Below are 15,650 nucleotides of genomic sequence, written 5' to 3' on the forward strand. Positions count from 1 at the left end.
CCTGCTCACCTGCCTTCGTCCGACCGAAAGGTGTGTTCGGCATGACCACCATCACGACCAGTACGGCCGGTACCAGCGGGACGGCCGCCCCGGCCGCCGCGGAGTTCTCCGCCGCCCCCGACCGGCTCCCGCTGACCATCACCGCCGCTGCCGCCGCGCTCCGCGACGGCTCGCTGACCTCGACCGCCCTGCTGCGGGCGGTCACGGCGCGGGCCGAACGGCTCGACGCCTCGATCGGCACGTACATCGTCCGCACCGACGAGGCCGCGCAGGCCGCGGCGGCCCGGGCCGACGAGGAACTCGCCGCCGGCATCGACCGGGGGCCGCTGCACGGCATCCCGCTCGGCGTGAAGGACATCATCGCCACCTCCGACGCGCCCTCCACCGCGCAGAGCCTGATCCTCGACCCGGCCTTCGGCGCCCAGGGCGACGCCGTGGTGGTGTCCCGGCTGCGGGCCGCCGGTGCGGTGATCACCGGGAAGACCACCACCGCCGAGTACGCGATCGGCATGCCCGACCCGGGCAAGGGCTTCCCGACCCCGCGCAGCCCCTACGCGCTCGACCACTACCCGGGCGGCTCGTCCTCCGGCACCGGCAGCGGTGTCGCGGCCGGCATGTTCCTCGGCGGCCTCGGCACCGACACCGGCGGCAGCGTCCGGCTCCCCGCGTCCTGGTGCGGGGTGACCGGCATGAAGCAGACCTTCGGCCGGGTGCCCAAGTCCGGCTGCGTGCCGCTCGGCTTCAGCTACGACAACATCGGCCCGCTGACCCGCAGCGCCCGCGACGCGGCGGCGATGCTCGCGGTCATGGCCGGACACGACGGCTCCGACCCGTGCAGCGCCGACCGGCCGGTGGACGACTACACCGGCGCGCTCACCGGTTCGGTCGAGGGCCTGCGGATCGGGGTGGACACCAGCCTGCTCGACCGGCCGGCCTGCGACCCCGAGGTCGCCGCGCTGACCAGGGCCGCGCTCGACGTCCTCGCCGCCGCGGGGGCGGTCGTCAGCGAGATCCGGCTGCCGCTCTGGGACGAGCTGGTCACGGCCGCCATGTCCGGGTTCATGGCGGAGGCGTTCGCCTACCACCGCGGCGACCTCGGCGCACGCTGGAACGACTACGGCCGCCCCACCCGCGGCACGCTGGCGCTCGGCGCGCTGGTGACCGGCCCCGACTACGTGCAGACGCAGCGGGTCAGGCGGGCCGGCGTCAAGGCGATGGCCGAACTCCTCACCACCCAGGACCTGTTGGTGACCCCCACCTGCCTGACGCCGAGCATCCCGCTGGACGAGCTCAGCCTGGCCACGCTGGCCCCGTCGATCCTCACGCCGTACTGGAACTCGCTCGGCAACCCGGCGATGTCCGTCCCGATGGGCCTCACCTCCGCCGGGCTGCCGGTCGGACTCCAGCTCGCCGGGCGGCCGTTCGAGGAGACCACCGTGTTCCGCGCCGCCGACGCCTTCCAGTCGCTCACCGGCCACCACCTGACCGAGTCCCCGATCGTCAAGGAGCTGCTCGCATGAGCGCCACCACCAGCCCCGGTCCCACGTCCGGTCCCACCCCCGAGCAGGCCGTCGCCGTGCTGCTGCACGCGGCCGGCGTCAGCGTGCCGGCCGACGAGGAGGCCGAACTCGTCGCGTCCTACCCGGCGTTGCGCGTCTCGCTCGACGCGCTGCACGCCGTGCCGATCGGGCACGAGGAGGAGCCGCAGCTGATCTTCAGCCCGCTGCCGTAGGCCGGGCCGCCGCCTCCCCGTCCGCCACATCCCCCTGACCACCTCACGAGCCACCTCACCGCGCCACCGACGAAACGAGGATTCCGTGTCGAACCGCCCCTGGGGACATCTGCGTTACCCCGAGCCCGCCCAGATCGACGCGTACGCGAGCGCGTTGGGCTGGCAGCTGACCGCTCAGGAGACCGGGCTCTACACCGAGGCCGTACGGGCCACGCTGGCCGGGCTCGACGAGATCGAGGAACTGCCTGACGTCTCCGTGCCGTTGAAGCACACTCACCGCGACCCCGGGCGCCCGCCGCAGCCCGGCGAGGACCCGTACAACGCAGTGATCAGGTTCTGCGAGGTACGGGGCGCCGCCGAAGGGCCGCTCGCCGGGCGGACGTTGGGCGTCAAGGACTGCATCGCGGTCGCCGGGGTGCCGATGACCAACGGCGGCCGGCGGCAGCCGGTGCTGGTGCCCACCGAGGACGCCACCGTGATCGAGCGGCTGCTCGACGCGGGCGTCACCGTCACCGCCAAGACCAACCTGGAGGACCTCGGCTTCGGCCTCGGCGAGGGCTCGGCCTTCGGCCCGTCCCGCAATCCGGTCGATCCGACCCGCTCCACCGGCGGCTCCTCCTCGGGTTCCGGCGCGGCCGTCGCCGCCGGCCTGGTCGATCTCGCGCTCGGCGCGGACGAGGGCGGCAGCGTGCGGATACCCGCCGCGTGGTGCGGACTTGTCGGGATGAAGGCCACCCACGGCCTGGTCCCGTCCTACGGCATGAGCTACATGAACCACACGCTCGACCACATCGGGCCGATCACCAGGACGGTCGCCGACAACGCGCTGATGCTCGACGTCATGGCGGGCCCGGACTGGCGCGACCCGCAGTGGACCCGCGACCTGCCGGCGCAGCCGGACGCGTACGGCTCGGCGGCCGGCCTCGGCGTCGAGGGCCTGCGGATCGGCGTGCTGGCCGAGGCACTTGAGCCGGTCGGCGTGACCGACGACGTGCGGACCGCGTTCGAGGCCGCCGTGAAGACCCTGCGCGGCCTGGGCGCGACCGTCGCCGAGGTGTCGGCGCCGCTGTGGGAGAAGGGCTGGGCGATCTCGCTCGCCTCGATGCCGGCCGCCACCTCCGCCATGGTCAAGAGCAACGGCACCGGCAACTTCGGCCACCTGGGCCGGATCGACCCGCAGATGGTCGCGGTGCTCGCGGCGCAGTCGCGGACCGGCGGCGACGACCTGCCGCCGCTGCTGAAGTCGATGATGTTCACCGCCGAGCACGTCAACACCCACTACGACGGCCTGCCGTTCGTGAAGGGCCACAACCTGCGGCTCGAGCTGCGCAAGCAGGTGGACGCGGCGCTGGCCGGCGTCGACGTGCTGATCATGCCGACGATCCCGACCGTCGCGCACGAGCTGCTGACCGAACGCAGCAGCCCCGCCGCGTTCCTGCGCGGCGGCGGCCGGGTCGGCAAGGCCACCGCGAACACCTCGCCGACCGACCTCACCGGCCACCCGTCGCTGACCGTGCCGTGCGGCCGGGGCGAGGCGGACCTGCCGGTCGGCCTCCAGATCGTCGGGCCGCGCTACGCCGAACGGCTGCTCTACCAGGTCGGGTTCGCCTTCGAGGGCGCCTTCGAGGGCGTCTGAGGCACGGGACTCGCCGGATTCACCGCATTCACCGGAGGGAAATACGGTGAACACACATCACGTCAACCATGAAAAAATGGAAAGTGGCAGACGTGCAGGCGACCACCGCCGGGCCGACGAGGCCCGGCGGATCCGCGATCTGCTCCGCGTCGAGGTCGTGCACGGCGCACTCGACGAGCGGCTGCTGCCCGAGGACCGGCTGATGGCCAAGTTCGGCGTGAGCCGGGCGGTGGTGCGCGACGCGCTGGACCTGCTGCGTTCCGAGGGCCTGGTGGAGCGCATCCAGGGCGTCGGCACCCGGGTCAGCAACACCAGGACGCAACTGGACCTGGCCGAGTACCACGGCGCGGTGAAGCCGCAGCGCGGCAGCGTCCTGGACGGCAGGCTCAGCGCGCAGATCCGGGACTGGGGCGTGCTGCGGCTGCCCGACATCGCGACCAAGGCGCTCGGACTCGCCCCGGGCTACCCGGGGTTGCGGGTGGACTACGTCGGCTGGTGCGACCACGAGCCGTTCGTGATCGCCACCAACTACGTACGGATGCCGGAGGCGTTGAACATGGAGCGCGAGCGGTTCCAGACGGACTGGTACCGGCTGCTCGACGAGTCCGGCATCACCCTCACCGGCAGCACCCTGCTGATGGAGGCGTCGCTCGCCGACACGCACGACGCGGCCCTGCTGAAGGTGTCGCCCGGGGCGCCGGTGCTGCTCTACGAGCAGGTGATCTTCGGCAAGGACGAGGTGCCGTTCAACTTCGCGCTGGTCAGGGCGCGGGGCGATCGCAGCGTGATGTTCTCCAAGGCCAGCCGCCCGCCGGAGTGAGCGGGGCGGCCGGCCCCCGACCGTACGGGACCGGCCCGGCACCGGCCTGGGGCGGGCCCCGGGCCGGCTTTGCGGCGGTCGGTCAGCCGTCCGGGCCCTGAGCCCGGTCGGTCAGCCGTCCACCGCGTTCGGGATCCGGCCGCTGACGGCGTCGTACGTGTCGGGCCGCCGGTCGCGGATCAGCCGCGCGCCCATCAGGTGGGCGTTGGCCGCCGCGATGCCGCCGGCGATGTCGATGTCGGCCACGGCGATCCCGGGCGTCAGGGCACCGGTGGTCGCCACCACCCGGCCCATCGGGTCGACGATCTGGCTGAGGCCGAGGAACCGGCAGCCGCCGAAGTCGCCGGCGAAGTTGGACGACACGAACCAGCGGGAGTTCTCGGCGGCGCGGGCCCGGTCGTAGAGCCGGTACAGCTCCGCCCAGATGTTGGTCTCCGGGTCCTGCTCGCCGTTGACCATCGGCCACGCGGTGGACATCACCAGCAGGTCCGCGCCGCGCAGCATCAGCTCACGGGTGGACTCCGGCCACATCTTGTCGTAGCAGATCAGCATCCCGATCCGGCCGAGCGCGGTCTCGTACACCGGCCAGTCGTCGCCGCGCCGCCAGGTCAGCTGCTCGGTGATGCCGACATGGACCTTGCGGTAGGTGCCGATCAGCCCCTCGGGGCCGGTGAGCACCATCGTGTTGTAGATGACGCCGGGCGCGTCGCCGGTCTCGTTCATGCCGAAGATCGTGTGGACGCCGAGCGCCCGCGCCTGCTCCACGATCTGCCGCACATGCGGCCCGTCGGCCACCGACTCGGCGTTGTCGTAGGCCGCCTGGATCCGCTCCGGGTAGAAGCTGGTCAGGTCGGGCGGGTAGCCCTGGAGGCTGATCTCGGGGAAGACCACCAGCTCCGCCCCCGCCTCGGCGGCCTCCGCCATCAGCGTGAGGTGGCGCTTGGTGCTGATCTCGATGTCGTAGCTGCCTTCGAGCGCCACTGTGGCGATGATCGTCATGGGCGGCCTCCGTCCTTTCCCGGGAACATCCGGATGTCGGGTGTGCCGCGCGTCGCCCGGGTCCCGGGTCCGGCCCGGACGACGACACGCCGCTACCGTGCGTGCCGAAGGTGTGAGCGCAGGGTCGTCGCGGTAACGCCGCCGTTGCGCCGGGCGGGCGGCGGATCGCGGGTGCGGGCGGGCTTGGCGGAGCCGGAAACGCCGGTACGGCGGGGTGGTCGGCCGGATTACGCCGGGCCGGCGGCGCCGGCGGGCGGGGGTCAGCTCCCGTCAGCAAGGGGCGGGCAGCCGGCCGTGCGGGGCGCCTGCCCGTGCCCGGGGATCGGGGCCGCACTAGACTCGTACGCGGCCCTGACCGCCCGCCCGTCCGAGGAGCACGTCCGTGCACATTGAGTACTACTTCGACGCTCTGCTCGTCCTGGTCTGCCTCGGCGTCGCCGCGTTCGCGCTCTACGCGGTGAAGAAGCTCTACCAGGGCCAGCGCTGACATGATCGAGATCCCGTCGGACCTGCACCCCGACCTGGTCCCGCTGGTGTTCCTGCTCGGCCGGTGGGAGGGCGCGGGCGTGCACGACTTCCCCGGCTCGGAGAAGTGCAACTTCGGGCAGGAGGTCGTCTTCAGCCACGACGGCCGGCCGTTCCTGGAGTACCGCTCGCGTACCTGGGTGCTGGACGCCGACGGCAAGAAGGTCAGGCCGCTGGAGAACGAGAGCGGCTACTGGCGGATCGACGCCGAGCACAAGGTCGACGTCACGCTCACCCGCGACGAGGGCGTGGCCGAGGTCTGGACCGGGCAGCTGGCCGAGGGCAAGCCGCAGATCGACCTGGTCACGGACGCGGTGGCCCGGCTGCCGCAGGCACCCGAGTACAGCGGCGGCACCCGGCTGTACGGGTACGTGAACAGCGACCTGATGTGGGTCGGCGAGAAGGCCACGCCTGCGGTGCCGATGCGGGCGTACATGTCGGCGCACCTGAAGAAGCTGGTGGACCCGCGCGAGTGGGCCGCCGACGTGAAGGACCTGCCGGACGACGGGATCGCGTTCTTCAAGTAGGCCGGGGCTCACCCACTTCGCGTGGGCCGGGGCGCACCGGTGCTCACCCAGGGCCCCGACCCGCCGGGCCGACCTACACTGGCCGGGTGGCGACCACCGACTGGAAGACCGATCTGCGGCGGCGCGGCTACCGGCTGACGCCGCAGCGGCAGCTGGTCCTGGAAGCCGTGGACGCGCTCGAACACTCCACGCCCGACGACATCCTGTGCCAGGTGCGCAAGACCGCCTCGGGCGTCAACATCTCCACCGTCTACCGGACGCTGGAGCTCCTTGAGGAACTGGGCCTGGTCAGCCACGCCCACCTCGGCCACGGCGCCCCCACGTACCACCTCGCCGACCGGCACGACCACATGCACCTGGTGTGCCGCGACTGCGACTCGGTCACCGAGGCGCAGGTGGAGCTCGCGGCACCGCTCAAGGACGGGCTGCGGGCGGAGTTCGGCTTCCAGCCCGACATGAAGCACTTCGCGATCTTCGGCCGGTGCCAGGATTGCGCGCGCAAGGCGGCGGAGGGGGAGCCGGGCGCGAGCGGGTCGTAGGACGGGGCGGGGGCGGCGCCGGAGCCCGCGGGCGGGTGCGGGGTGGCGGCCTTCCGGAGGCGGCCGGGTCATCCGCTCGTAGGGTCGTAGTCTTGAACGCATGACGAAGAGCCCTTTGCTGTCGCTGCCCGGCGCCGTCGCGGCGGAAGGCCCCGACGAGGGAGTGGCCGCGCACTACGGCGACCTCTTCCGTGAACAGCGCGCCCTCGCCGGCGGCACCGGTTTCGTGGACCTGTCCCACCGCGGGATCGTGACGGTCAGCGGAGACGACCGGCTGGCCTGGCTGCACCTGCTGCTCACCCAGCACGTGGAGAACCTGCCGCCCGGGCAGGCCACCGAGGCGCTGGTGCTCTCCGCGCACGGCCACATCGAGCACGCCCTGTACCTGGTGGACGACGGCAGCACGACCTGGATCCACGTCGAGCCCGGCACCCAGGGCGCGCTGCTCGCCTACCTGGAGAGCATGAAGTTCTTCTACCGGGTGGAGGCCGCCGACGCCTCCGAGCAGTACGCGCTGGTGTACCTGCCGGCCGGTTCGATCACGGCGGTGCCGGCCGGCTGGCCGGTGCGGGAGACCCCGTACGGGCGTGACGTGTTCGTACCGCGCGCCGAGTTCGAGGACTTCGCCGGGACGGCGGGCCCGGCGATCGGCTCGCTGGCCCACGAGGCGCTGCGGATCGAGGCGCACCGGCCGCGGCTCGGCCTGGAGACCGACCACCGTACGATCCCGCACGAGCTGGGCTGGCTCGAATCCGCGGTGCACCTGCAGAAGGGCTGCTACCGCGGCCAGGAGACGGTCGCCCGGGTGCACAACCTGGGCCGCCCGCCGCGCCGCCTGGTCTTCCTGCACCTGGACGGCAGCGAGGTGCGGCTGCCCGGCCACGGCACGCCGGTGCGGCTCGCGGCCGACGGCGAGGAGGGCCGCCCGGTCGGCTTCATCACGTCCTCGGCCCGGCACTGGGAGCTCGGGCCGATCGCGCTGGCGCTGGTGAAGCGCAACACACCGGCGGAGGCGACGCTGCTGGCGGAGGACACGGCGGCGACGCAGGAGACGGTGGTCGCGGGTTAGGGTCCGCGGGGCCCGCGGTGGGGCCGGGGCCCGTCTTATGCGGCCCATGGGTCCTATACGTCGATGACGACGGTGAAGGGCCCCTCGTTGGTGAGGGTGACCTTCATCTCGGCGCCGAACACGCCGGTGCGCACGGTCGCGCCGAGCGCGCGCAACCGGGCGACCACCTCGTCCACCAGCGGCTCGGCGACCTGCCCGGGGGCGGCGGCGTTCCAGGTGGGGCGGCGACCCTTCCGGGCGTCACCGTAAAGCGTGAACTGGCTGATCACCAGCAACTGGCCGTCGACGTCGGAGCAGGACTGCTCGCCGGGCAGGATGCGCAGCGTCCACAGCTTGCGGGCCAGGGCGGCCGCCTTCTCCTCGGTGTCGTCGTGCGTCACCCCGACCAGGACGCACAGTCCCGGCCCCTGGACGGCGCCGACGGTCTCGCCGGCCACCACGACCTTCGCCTCGCTCACCCGCTGGGCCACCGCTCGCATGCGGACATTGTGCCGTGCGCCCCCGGACACCACCCGCACGGGTGAGGGGGCGCGCGGAGGGTGTGCCGTACGCCCGGTCGGCGGGCTCGCACAACTGTTGCGACGGCCGTTCGGGTGCAGAGTCGCTGCGGTGTGTCAGTGGCAAGTGGCAGCATCAACTCTGGGCGGCCCACAAGCCGCAGGAGGGGACGAAAGCATGAGCACACCCGGCGCTGGAGAGACTTCCGGCACCACCGCACCGACGGCGACCATCAGGAAGGCCCACCGCATGCCGAAGGCCGACGCCCTGGGACCGCTGCGCCCGCCCGCGCCGCGCGGGCCGCTCACGGACGCCACCGCACCCGATCTGGCCGCGCTCGGCCTGGCCGCGCTGCGCGCGCTGCGCCGGGACGCCCAGCAGGAGGAGGCCGACCTGTCCTACCTGCGGCGGATGCTGCACGGGCGGATCGACATCCTGCGCGCGGAGCTGGCCCGCCGCGGCTCGCCCGACGCACCGGTGCAGGACGCTCCGGTGCTCGACCGGCTCTCCGAGATCCTGGCGGACGGCCCCTCCCGGATCCGCACCTCGGCCCGGCACGTCACCCTGGGCACCCCGCTGACCGAACGGGTCCGGCTGCTCGCCGAGGAGATGCTCGCCGAGGTCGAACTCTCCGACCTGGCCGCCCGCACCGACCCCGAACTCCACGCGGCGATGTCCCGCCTGGCCCGCCACGAACACGAGGTCTCCGCCCGCCGCCAGACCCTCCAGCAGACAGTCGACGGCTGCAGCGCCGAAATCACCCGCCGCTACCGAAACGGCGAGGCCAACGTGGACGACCTCCTCTCCGAGCCTTAGCCTTCGCGGCGCGCAACCGGACCATGTCGTGCCCGGGCCACGGTGCGCCCCGGCAGGGGTGCGGGGGCGCCCCGCCGGCGGGGGTCGGTTATTCGGGTGCGGGCGAGCCGCAGGCTGCATAGTTTGGGGGGATGGGGTCAGAGATGCGCACGCTCACCGAGTCCGACGTCGCCGAATGGATCCGCGCGCTGAACACCGGTTTCTACCGGGGCTTCACCGTCGGCGCCGAGGAAGTCGAACTGCGCCGCGCCTCCTACGACCTGGCGCGCACCCGCGGCGTGTTCGAAGGTGACCGCTGCGTCGCCACCCTCCGCAGCATGCCGCGCGAACTGACCGTCCCCGGCGGCCGCGCCGTGGACGCGAGCGCGGTCACCAACGTCTCCGTCACCGGCACGCACCGCCGCCGCGGCCTGGCCAGCCAGATGATGGCCGCCGACCTCGCCGACGCCAAGGAACGCGGCAACCCCGTCTCGATCCTGATCGCCGCCGAGTACCCCATCTACGGCCGCTACGGCTTCGGCCCGGCCACCTGGGTCGCCCAGTGGGACGTGGACCTGCCGCGCGCCGCCCTCGACCAGCGCTATCCCGGCCCGCCCGAGGGCCGGGTGGAACTCGTCGGCGCGGCCGAGATCCGCAAGGCCGGACCCGAACTACACGAACGGGTCCGCACGTTGACCCCGGGCGCGATCAACCGCACCACCGAGTACTGGGAAGTCGCCACCGGCGAGCGGCAGTTGCCGCCTGGCTCCTGGAAGGAGCCGTTCTTCGCCGTCTACCGCGACGCGGACGGCCGGATCGACGGCATGGTCGGCTACGACATCCACGACGGCGAGTGGGAGCACAAGCTGCCCGACGTCCACGCCTCGGTGCGCAACCTGACCGCGGCCACCCCGGCCGCCGAAACCGCCCTGTGGCGCTACCTGTTCGCCCTCGACTGGGTCAACCTGATCAAGACGGGCTTCCGCCCGCCGGACGACCTGCTGCCGCTGCTGCTCGGCGACCCCCGCGCGGCCCGGCTCTCGTCCATCGCGGACTTCATGTGGCTGCGGATCCTCGACGTCCCCGCCGCCCTGTCCGCCCGCACCTACGCGGGCGCCGCCACCTCCCTGGTGCTCGACGTGCAGGACCGCGCGGGCCTCGCGTCCGGCCGCTTCCTGCTGGAGACCGACACGTCCGGCGCCGCCGTCTGCGTCCCGGCCCCGTCGGCCACCCCGACCGACCTCTCCCTCGACGTCGGCGACCTGGCCTGCCTCTACCTCGGCGACGAGTCCGCCCTGCGCCTCGCGGCCCTCGGCCGCCTCACCGAACACCGCCCGGCCGCCGCCGCAGCCGCGGACACCGCCTTCCACACCCCCCGCCGCCCCTGGTGCCCGGACGTCTTCTGACCTCGGGTCCCTCCGGTAATGCCCGCCCGCTCAGTGGGCGAGCAGCAGGAGGAGGGCGGCGACACCGATCGCGGTGCACTTGGCGTTGCGGGTCTTGTGTCCCAGAGAGACACAGCCGAGCGCCACTGCTCCCACGGCCCCGTACCGCGACTGGAAGGCTTGCTCGAACAGGTACGCACACAAGCTGAGAGCGATGATCATTACCGGTCCCTCCTTCACAGCACCGTGCGATTGCTGAAGGTGGGTGGCGGCGTGCGTCCCGCACATCGTCGGACGGGAAGGTTGGCAACCCCCGTGAGGTTGGCTCACTCAACTCGCTGCTAGTGTGGGTTGGTTGAGGTGAGTTGAATGATGTGGCCTCACTCATGATGTTCCCGGTTGACTGAGATCGGTAAACTAGATTCAGGTAAGCACCCATATCTGAGCGGAAGTTGTAATGTTGCCCCGTGGATGAAGAACATCGCTCAGTCAACGGTGCGACCCGGGAGTCCGCCGGCGGCTCCGTCCCGCCGTACCTGCACATCGCCGATGTGCTGCGCGGCGAGATCGTGGACGGCAGCTACCCGGTGGGCGAACGCATCCCGTCCCAGGCAGAGTTGGAAGAGCGGTTCAACGTCTCCCGCCCGACCGTGCAGCGCGCGCTCGGCGAGCTGCGCAAGGACGGCTACATCGACAACCAGCGCGGCCGGCCGGCCGAGGTGCTGCCCTGGCAGGAGAGCGGCGGCGCGACCGGTGACTGGTCGGACCAGCCCGCACCCGCGTCCACCTCGCTGGTCGCGTATGTCGCCGAGGCGTTCGAGCAGCGCGAGGTGACGATCGACTCGTACTCGCTGACCACCGAGACGCTGGCCCGCGCGCTGGTGCCGGCCGTCCAGCGGGTCGAGCAGGGCGAGTTGCGGCCCGAGTCGGTCACCATCCGGCTGCTGCTGCCGAGCCTCGACGCCCACCTGGGCGTACCGCAACTGGTCGGCGATCCCACCGACGACCGGCCGCTGCGCCGGCTGCGGCAGATCGTCGAGGGGCATGTGATCTCCCTGCGCAGCACGTTCACCGCGCTGTCAGAACTCGCCCCCTGGATCCAGAGCTCCGTGGAGTTCAAGACCGTGCCGCTCACCCCGATGCAGAAGCTCTACCTGTTCAACGGGCATACGGTGCTGGGCGGTTACTACCGGGTGGTGCCGCGCGAAGTCCCGCTCGGAGACGGCGAGAGGGGCGAGATCCACGACGTCCTCGGCCTGTCCGCGCAGCTGTTCCCGTACCGATCGGACCCGGCGGATCCGGGCTCGCGCGACTCCCTGTTCGTGCAGGAGTCGCAGGCATGGTTCAACTCGCTCTGGTCAACGATCGCCACGCCGCTGAGACTCTCTGAGTGACACCTACGCACATCGGACCCGAACCGACCGTTCTACGCGCGCTGCTCGACCGGTCGAAGTGCCTGCTCCTCGACTTCGACGGGCCGATCTGCCGGCTCTTCTCCGGCCGCCCGGCCGCCCTGGTCGCCGCCGAGATGCGGCAGCTCATCAAGGGCCGCACGACACTGGACCATCTCGCACCGGCCCAGAGAAGCGACCCGCACCTGCTGCTGCGCGCGCCCATGCCGGACCGGCTGACCGCTCATCTGGGGGCGGTGCTCACCAACGCCGAGGAGCTGGCCGCGCTGTCGGCGGCACCGACCCCGGGCGCGGACGATTTCATCCGGGCGGCCGACGCGGCCGGCAGACTGCTGGCGATCACCACCAACAACGCGCCCTCGGCCGTCGCGGTCTACCTCAAGGAGCACGGTCTCGACGGCTACTTCGGCTCGCGCATCTTCGGCCGCGGCGACGATCCGTCGTTGATGAAGCCGCACCCGGACTGCCTGCTGCGCGCGGTGGAGGCGCTGGGCGCGGCGCCGCAGGACTGCCTGATGATCGGCGACTCGCTGCCGGACGCACAGGCAGCAGTGGCCGCCGGGATCGGATTTCTCGGCTATGCGCGCAGCGAGGACCGGGTGGCACGGCTGCGGGCAGTCGATCCGCACCCGGTGGTCATCGGCATGGCCGGTCTGGTGGCGGCGGCCCGCTCGCTGATACCGCCGAACGGGTGACGGTATGCGGCTGAACGGGTGACAACGGCCCCGGCGTTACAAGGAGTTCACCGGCACGCATGGCCGGATGCCGGGTTACCCACTATCGTTCCTGCCAAACGTGGGTCATTCAAGTTGCCCACATACGAGAGCGTGGGAGCGTCATCTTGGGCGGCCTGACGACCAGCCGGGAGCGGGTCCCGGCTGCCGCCTGGGACGCGCTGCGCACCGATGCGGTGCGATACGGGTCCGCCCTGGCCGGCTTCCACAACGTCAACTACATGCTGCCCGAGGCTGCCGGGCACGCCCAACTGCTTGGTGTGGCGGCCGGAACCCCGGTCAAGGTCCGGCTGGCCCGCAAGGGACTCAAGGTCGTGGAGCGGTCCTGGGCGGACGAGGGAGCCATCCTCCGCGCGCTCGACCGTACCGCCGCCGTCAGCAACACCCCGCGCTACTACGGCGGTTCTGACGGCATCTCGGTCCACGAGTACGTGGCCGGGACGGCGCTGTCCGAGCTCTGCCCGCCCGGCAAGCCGCTCGACCCGATCCACCTCGACTCGATCGTCGGCCAACTCGCCCTGTTCACCGAGGTGTCGGCGACCGACCTGCCGCCGCTGCCGGCCGGCTGGGTTCCCGACGGCGACTCCCGGGCCTTCCTGAAGGCGCGGGCGGACTTCGCCGAGCGCGAGGTGCGCGCGGCCAACTGGGCTGATTACGGCGACCTGTTCACCGCGCTGGAGATCCCGGCGAACGCGCTGCGCGTGCTGCGCGACCGGCGGCCGCCGCTGCGCTCGCGCCCGTTCGCCCTGCTGCACGGCGACCTGCACCGGCACAACATGATCGCCCGCCCCGACGGTGAACTCACCATCGTGGACTGGGAACTGGCGATGTGGGGCGATCCGCTGCACGACCTGGCCATCCACCTGGTGCGGATGCGCTACCCGGCCGACCAGCGCTGGGAGGTCGTCGAGCGCTGGCGGGTCGCCGTACGGCCGGAGTTCTCGGTCGGGCTGGAGCGGGACCTGCCGGAGTACGTCAACTACGAGCGCGCGCAGTCGCTGTTCGCCGACACGCTGCGTGCCGCGCACGGCCTCGCCGACGTCCCGGCGCCCGGCGCCGTCGGCGCGGCGGTGAGCCGGATCCGCAACGCGCTGCACCTGGCGGCCGGGCCGCTGCGGCTGAGCCGCGTGCCGAGCCGTACGGAGGTCGAGCGGGCGCTGCTGCGCTGGGTACGGGGACGGCGGTCGCGGCGCGCGCTCGCCGCGTGACCGGTCGGCAGGCCCTCTGCGGCGGCTACTGCGCGCCGAGCGCCATCCACTTCTCCGGCTCGCTCAGCGGCTCGAAGCCGAACTTCGCGTAGACCCCGTGCGCGTCCGCCGTCGCCAGCAGCACGCGGCGCAGCCCGTACGGGGCCAGGTGCTCGCGGACCGCCGCGACCAGCGCGCTGCCCAGGCCCCGGCCGCGAGCCGCCGGGTCGACGTAGACGTCACACAGCCAGCCGAACGTGGCCAGGTCGGTGATCACCCGCGCGTAGGCGCGCTGCTCGCCGGTGCCGGCCTCGTACCCGCCGAAGTTGAGCGAGCCCGCGATGGCGGCCTGCTGCTTCGCGAGCGGGCGGCCGAGCGCCCAGTACGCGTCGGTGGACAGCCAGTGGTGGACGCGGGCGACGTCGAGGCGGGCCGGGTCGGTGGAGAATTCGTAGGCGGCGGCGAGTTCAGACATGACCGGTATCGTAGTGCTGCTTAACGATTGCCTCCACAACATTTAACTGGACCTTCGCATTGGCCCCGGCCAGACTCGACGGCATGACCGACGTACCGCTGGTTCCCGTCCCGCCCGCCGACGTCCCACCTGCCGACGTCGCGCCCGCCGACGTCCCGCTGCCTGGCCGCGTCCCGCCCGCGCCCGTCCCCCACGTGCACGTGCCGCTGATCACCCCCTTCGACGCGGACGACCGGGTAGCCGTCGGCCCGCTTGAGGAGCTGGCCCGCGCGGTGCTGCGGGACGGCGCCGCCGGGATCGTCGCGCTCGGCACCACCGGGGAGCCGGGCGGGCTCGACGAGGCCGAGCGGGCGGTGGTCGTCGAGGCCGTCGGCCGGGTCTGCCGGGAGCAGGGCGCGCGCTTCACCCTCGGCGCGGGCCGGGGGAGCACCCGGCAGGCGGCCGCTGAGCTGGCCGCGCTCGCCGACCTGCCGGTCGTACCGGACGCGGCGCTGGTCACCGTCCCGCCGTTCACCCGTCCGGGCGAGTCCGGCGTGCTCGCCCACTTCACGGCGCTGGCCGCGGCGAGCCCGGTCCCGTTGATCGTCTACCACGTCCCGTACCGCACCGGTCAGCCGCTGACCGCCCGCGCGATCGCTGAGCTGGCCGGGCTGCCGGGCGTGGTCGGGGTGAAGTACGCGCCCGGCGGGATCGACGCCGAAGCCGTGGCGCTGCTGGGCGCGGCGCACGGCGCGGGCGACCCCGCGCGGGCCCTGCCGGCCGGCTTCGAGGTGCTGTCCGGCGACGACGTCTTCGCGCCCGCGCTGCTCGCGCTCGGCGCGGCCGGCGGCATCCTGGCCTCGGCGCATCTGGCGACCGCGCGCTGGGTGGAGCTGGCGGCCGGCCGCACGGGTGGGACGCCGGCGGATCCCGGGCTCGGGCACCGGCTGGCCGCACTGGCCGCGGCCGTCTTCCGGGAGCCGAATCCGGCCGTCGTTAAGGCGGTGCTGCACGCGCAGGGGCGGATCCCGACGCCCGACGTGCGGCTGCCGCTGCAACCGGCGAGCGCGGAGGCGCTGGCGGGAGCGCTGGCGGGCCTGCGCAGGGTGGGGTGAGGGCCTGTGCGCCGCGCCAGGCCGCGCCGGGCGGACGACAGCGCGCGCCACGTCGGCCGAGGACACGGTGTCGGCCGAGGACACCGCGTTGTCCGAGGTCAAGGCGCCCGCGCCCGCCGCGCCCGTCTCGTCACCTGAAACCATTCGTCGTCCCGCCGCCCCGCCGGGGATACTCGGACGAGCGGGCAGTCCCGCGCCACGGATCGGCGCGACCGGACGCGTC

General features: G+C 72.7%; 17 protein-coding genes. 13 read left to right on the forward strand and 4 right to left on the reverse strand.

Annotated features, from left to right (window positions below):
- Window positions 1-41 precede the first annotated feature (41 nt).
- From ACQPW6_RS22455 to ACQPW6_RS22470, 4 genes are all read left to right on the forward strand, one after another.
- Complete coding sequence (locus ACQPW6_RS22455; protein WP_433891462.1) at window positions 42-1,520, forward strand: amidase; 1,479 nt, start codon at window positions 42-44, stop codon at window positions 1,518-1,520.
- Window positions 1,517-1,732, forward strand: a complete 216-nt coding sequence (locus ACQPW6_RS22460; RefSeq protein ID WP_433891463.1) for a hypothetical protein — start codon at window positions 1,517-1,519, stop codon at window positions 1,730-1,732. Before ACQPW6_RS22455 ends, ACQPW6_RS22460 begins: the two co-directional genes overlap by 4 nt.
- Window positions 1,733-1,817: 85 nt before the next feature.
- Window positions 1,818-3,368, forward strand: a complete 1,551-nt coding sequence (locus ACQPW6_RS22465; RefSeq protein WP_433891464.1) for an amidase family protein — start codon at window positions 1,818-1,820, stop codon at window positions 3,366-3,368.
- Between the two features lie 76 nt (window positions 3,369-3,444).
- Entirely contained in the window at window positions 3,445-4,188 is a 744-nt protein-coding gene (locus tag ACQPW6_RS22470; RefSeq protein WP_433891465.1) for a GntR family transcriptional regulator, read from the forward strand.
- A 111-nt stretch (window positions 4,189-4,299) separates the two neighbouring features.
- Here ACQPW6_RS22470 and ACQPW6_RS22475 read toward each other — a convergent pair whose 3' ends face one another.
- Complete coding sequence (locus ACQPW6_RS22475; protein ID WP_433891466.1) at window positions 4,300-5,187, reverse strand: carbon-nitrogen hydrolase family protein; 888 nt, start codon at window positions 5,185-5,187, stop codon at window positions 4,300-4,302.
- 488 nt (window positions 5,188-5,675) lie between these two features.
- Between ACQPW6_RS22475 and ACQPW6_RS22480 the strand changes: the two genes are divergently transcribed.
- From ACQPW6_RS22480 to ACQPW6_RS22490, 3 genes are all read left to right on the forward strand, one after another.
- The gene (locus ACQPW6_RS22480; RefSeq protein ID WP_433891467.1) at window positions 5,676-6,239 is read left to right on the forward strand and encodes an FABP family protein; all 564 of its coding nucleotides are present in this window, start codon (window positions 5,676-5,678) and stop codon (window positions 6,237-6,239) included.
- A gap of 86 nt (window positions 6,240-6,325) precedes the next feature.
- Window positions 6,326-6,778, forward strand: coding sequence for a Fur family transcriptional regulator (locus ACQPW6_RS22485; protein WP_433891468.1), 453 nt, complete (start codon window positions 6,326-6,328; stop codon window positions 6,776-6,778).
- Window positions 6,779-6,878: 100 nt separating this feature from the next.
- On the forward strand, window positions 6,879-7,847 hold the full coding sequence (locus ACQPW6_RS22490) for a YgfZ/GcvT domain-containing protein (protein WP_433891469.1): 969 nt from the start codon (window positions 6,879-6,881) through the stop codon (window positions 7,845-7,847).
- A 53-nt stretch (window positions 7,848-7,900) separates the two neighbouring features.
- Here ACQPW6_RS22490 and dtd read toward each other — a convergent pair whose 3' ends face one another.
- Window positions 7,901-8,326: a D-aminoacyl-tRNA deacylase gene (gene dtd / locus ACQPW6_RS22495; protein ID WP_433891470.1), complete on the reverse strand. Its 426-nt coding sequence runs from the start codon at window positions 8,324-8,326 to the stop codon at window positions 7,901-7,903.
- Window positions 8,327-8,522: 196 nt separating this feature from the next.
- Here dtd and ACQPW6_RS22500 point away from each other — a divergent pair, with 196 nt between their 5' ends.
- Window positions 8,523-9,161, forward strand: a complete 639-nt coding sequence (locus tag ACQPW6_RS22500) for an RsiG family protein (protein ID WP_433891471.1) — start codon at window positions 8,523-8,525, stop codon at window positions 9,159-9,161.
- Between the two features lie 143 nt (window positions 9,162-9,304).
- Entirely contained in the window at window positions 9,305-10,546 is a 1,242-nt protein-coding gene (locus ACQPW6_RS22505) for a GNAT family N-acetyltransferase (protein ID WP_433891472.1), read from the forward strand.
- A gap of 30 nt (window positions 10,547-10,576) precedes the next feature.
- Here the strand turns inward: ACQPW6_RS22505 and ACQPW6_RS22510 are convergent, their stop codons facing one another.
- Window positions 10,577-10,747: a hypothetical protein gene (locus tag ACQPW6_RS22510; RefSeq protein WP_433891473.1), complete on the reverse strand. Its 171-nt coding sequence runs from the start codon at window positions 10,745-10,747 to the stop codon at window positions 10,577-10,579.
- A gap of 245 nt (window positions 10,748-10,992) precedes the next feature.
- Between ACQPW6_RS22510 and ACQPW6_RS22515 the strand changes: the two genes are divergently transcribed.
- From ACQPW6_RS22515 to ACQPW6_RS22525, 3 genes are all read left to right on the forward strand, one after another.
- Window positions 10,993-11,919 carry a GntR family transcriptional regulator gene (locus tag ACQPW6_RS22515; RefSeq protein WP_433891474.1) on the forward strand — a complete coding sequence of 309 codons (927 nt, stop codon included), beginning with the start codon at window positions 10,993-10,995 and terminating at the stop codon, window positions 11,917-11,919.
- Window positions 11,916-12,632 (forward strand): HAD family hydrolase, encoded by a 717-nt coding sequence (locus ACQPW6_RS22520; RefSeq protein ID WP_433891475.1) that lies wholly within the window; start codon window positions 11,916-11,918, stop codon window positions 12,630-12,632. Before ACQPW6_RS22515 ends, ACQPW6_RS22520 begins: the two co-directional genes overlap by 4 nt.
- Before the next feature lie 146 nt (window positions 12,633-12,778).
- Complete coding sequence (locus ACQPW6_RS22525) at window positions 12,779-13,879, forward strand: aminoglycoside phosphotransferase family protein (RefSeq protein WP_433891476.1); 1,101 nt, start codon at window positions 12,779-12,781, stop codon at window positions 13,877-13,879.
- A 25-nt stretch (window positions 13,880-13,904) separates the two neighbouring features.
- On the opposite strand, the gene ACQPW6_RS22530 is transcribed toward ACQPW6_RS22525, so the two are convergent.
- Window positions 13,905-14,333, reverse strand: coding sequence for a GNAT family N-acetyltransferase (locus tag ACQPW6_RS22530; RefSeq protein ID WP_433891477.1), 429 nt, complete (start codon window positions 14,331-14,333; stop codon window positions 13,905-13,907).
- A gap of 83 nt (window positions 14,334-14,416) precedes the next feature.
- Between ACQPW6_RS22530 and ACQPW6_RS22535 the strand changes: the two genes are divergently transcribed.
- A complete protein-coding gene (locus tag ACQPW6_RS22535) occupies window positions 14,417-15,427 on the forward strand; it encodes a dihydrodipicolinate synthase family protein (protein WP_433891478.1) in 1,011 nt (336 codons plus the stop codon).
- Window positions 15,428-15,650 lie beyond the last annotated feature (223 nt).

This window comes from Streptomyces sp. CA-111067, assembly GCF_050956065.1.
Taxonomy (GTDB): Bacteria; Actinomycetota; Actinomycetes; order Streptomycetales; family Streptomycetaceae; genus Actinacidiphila.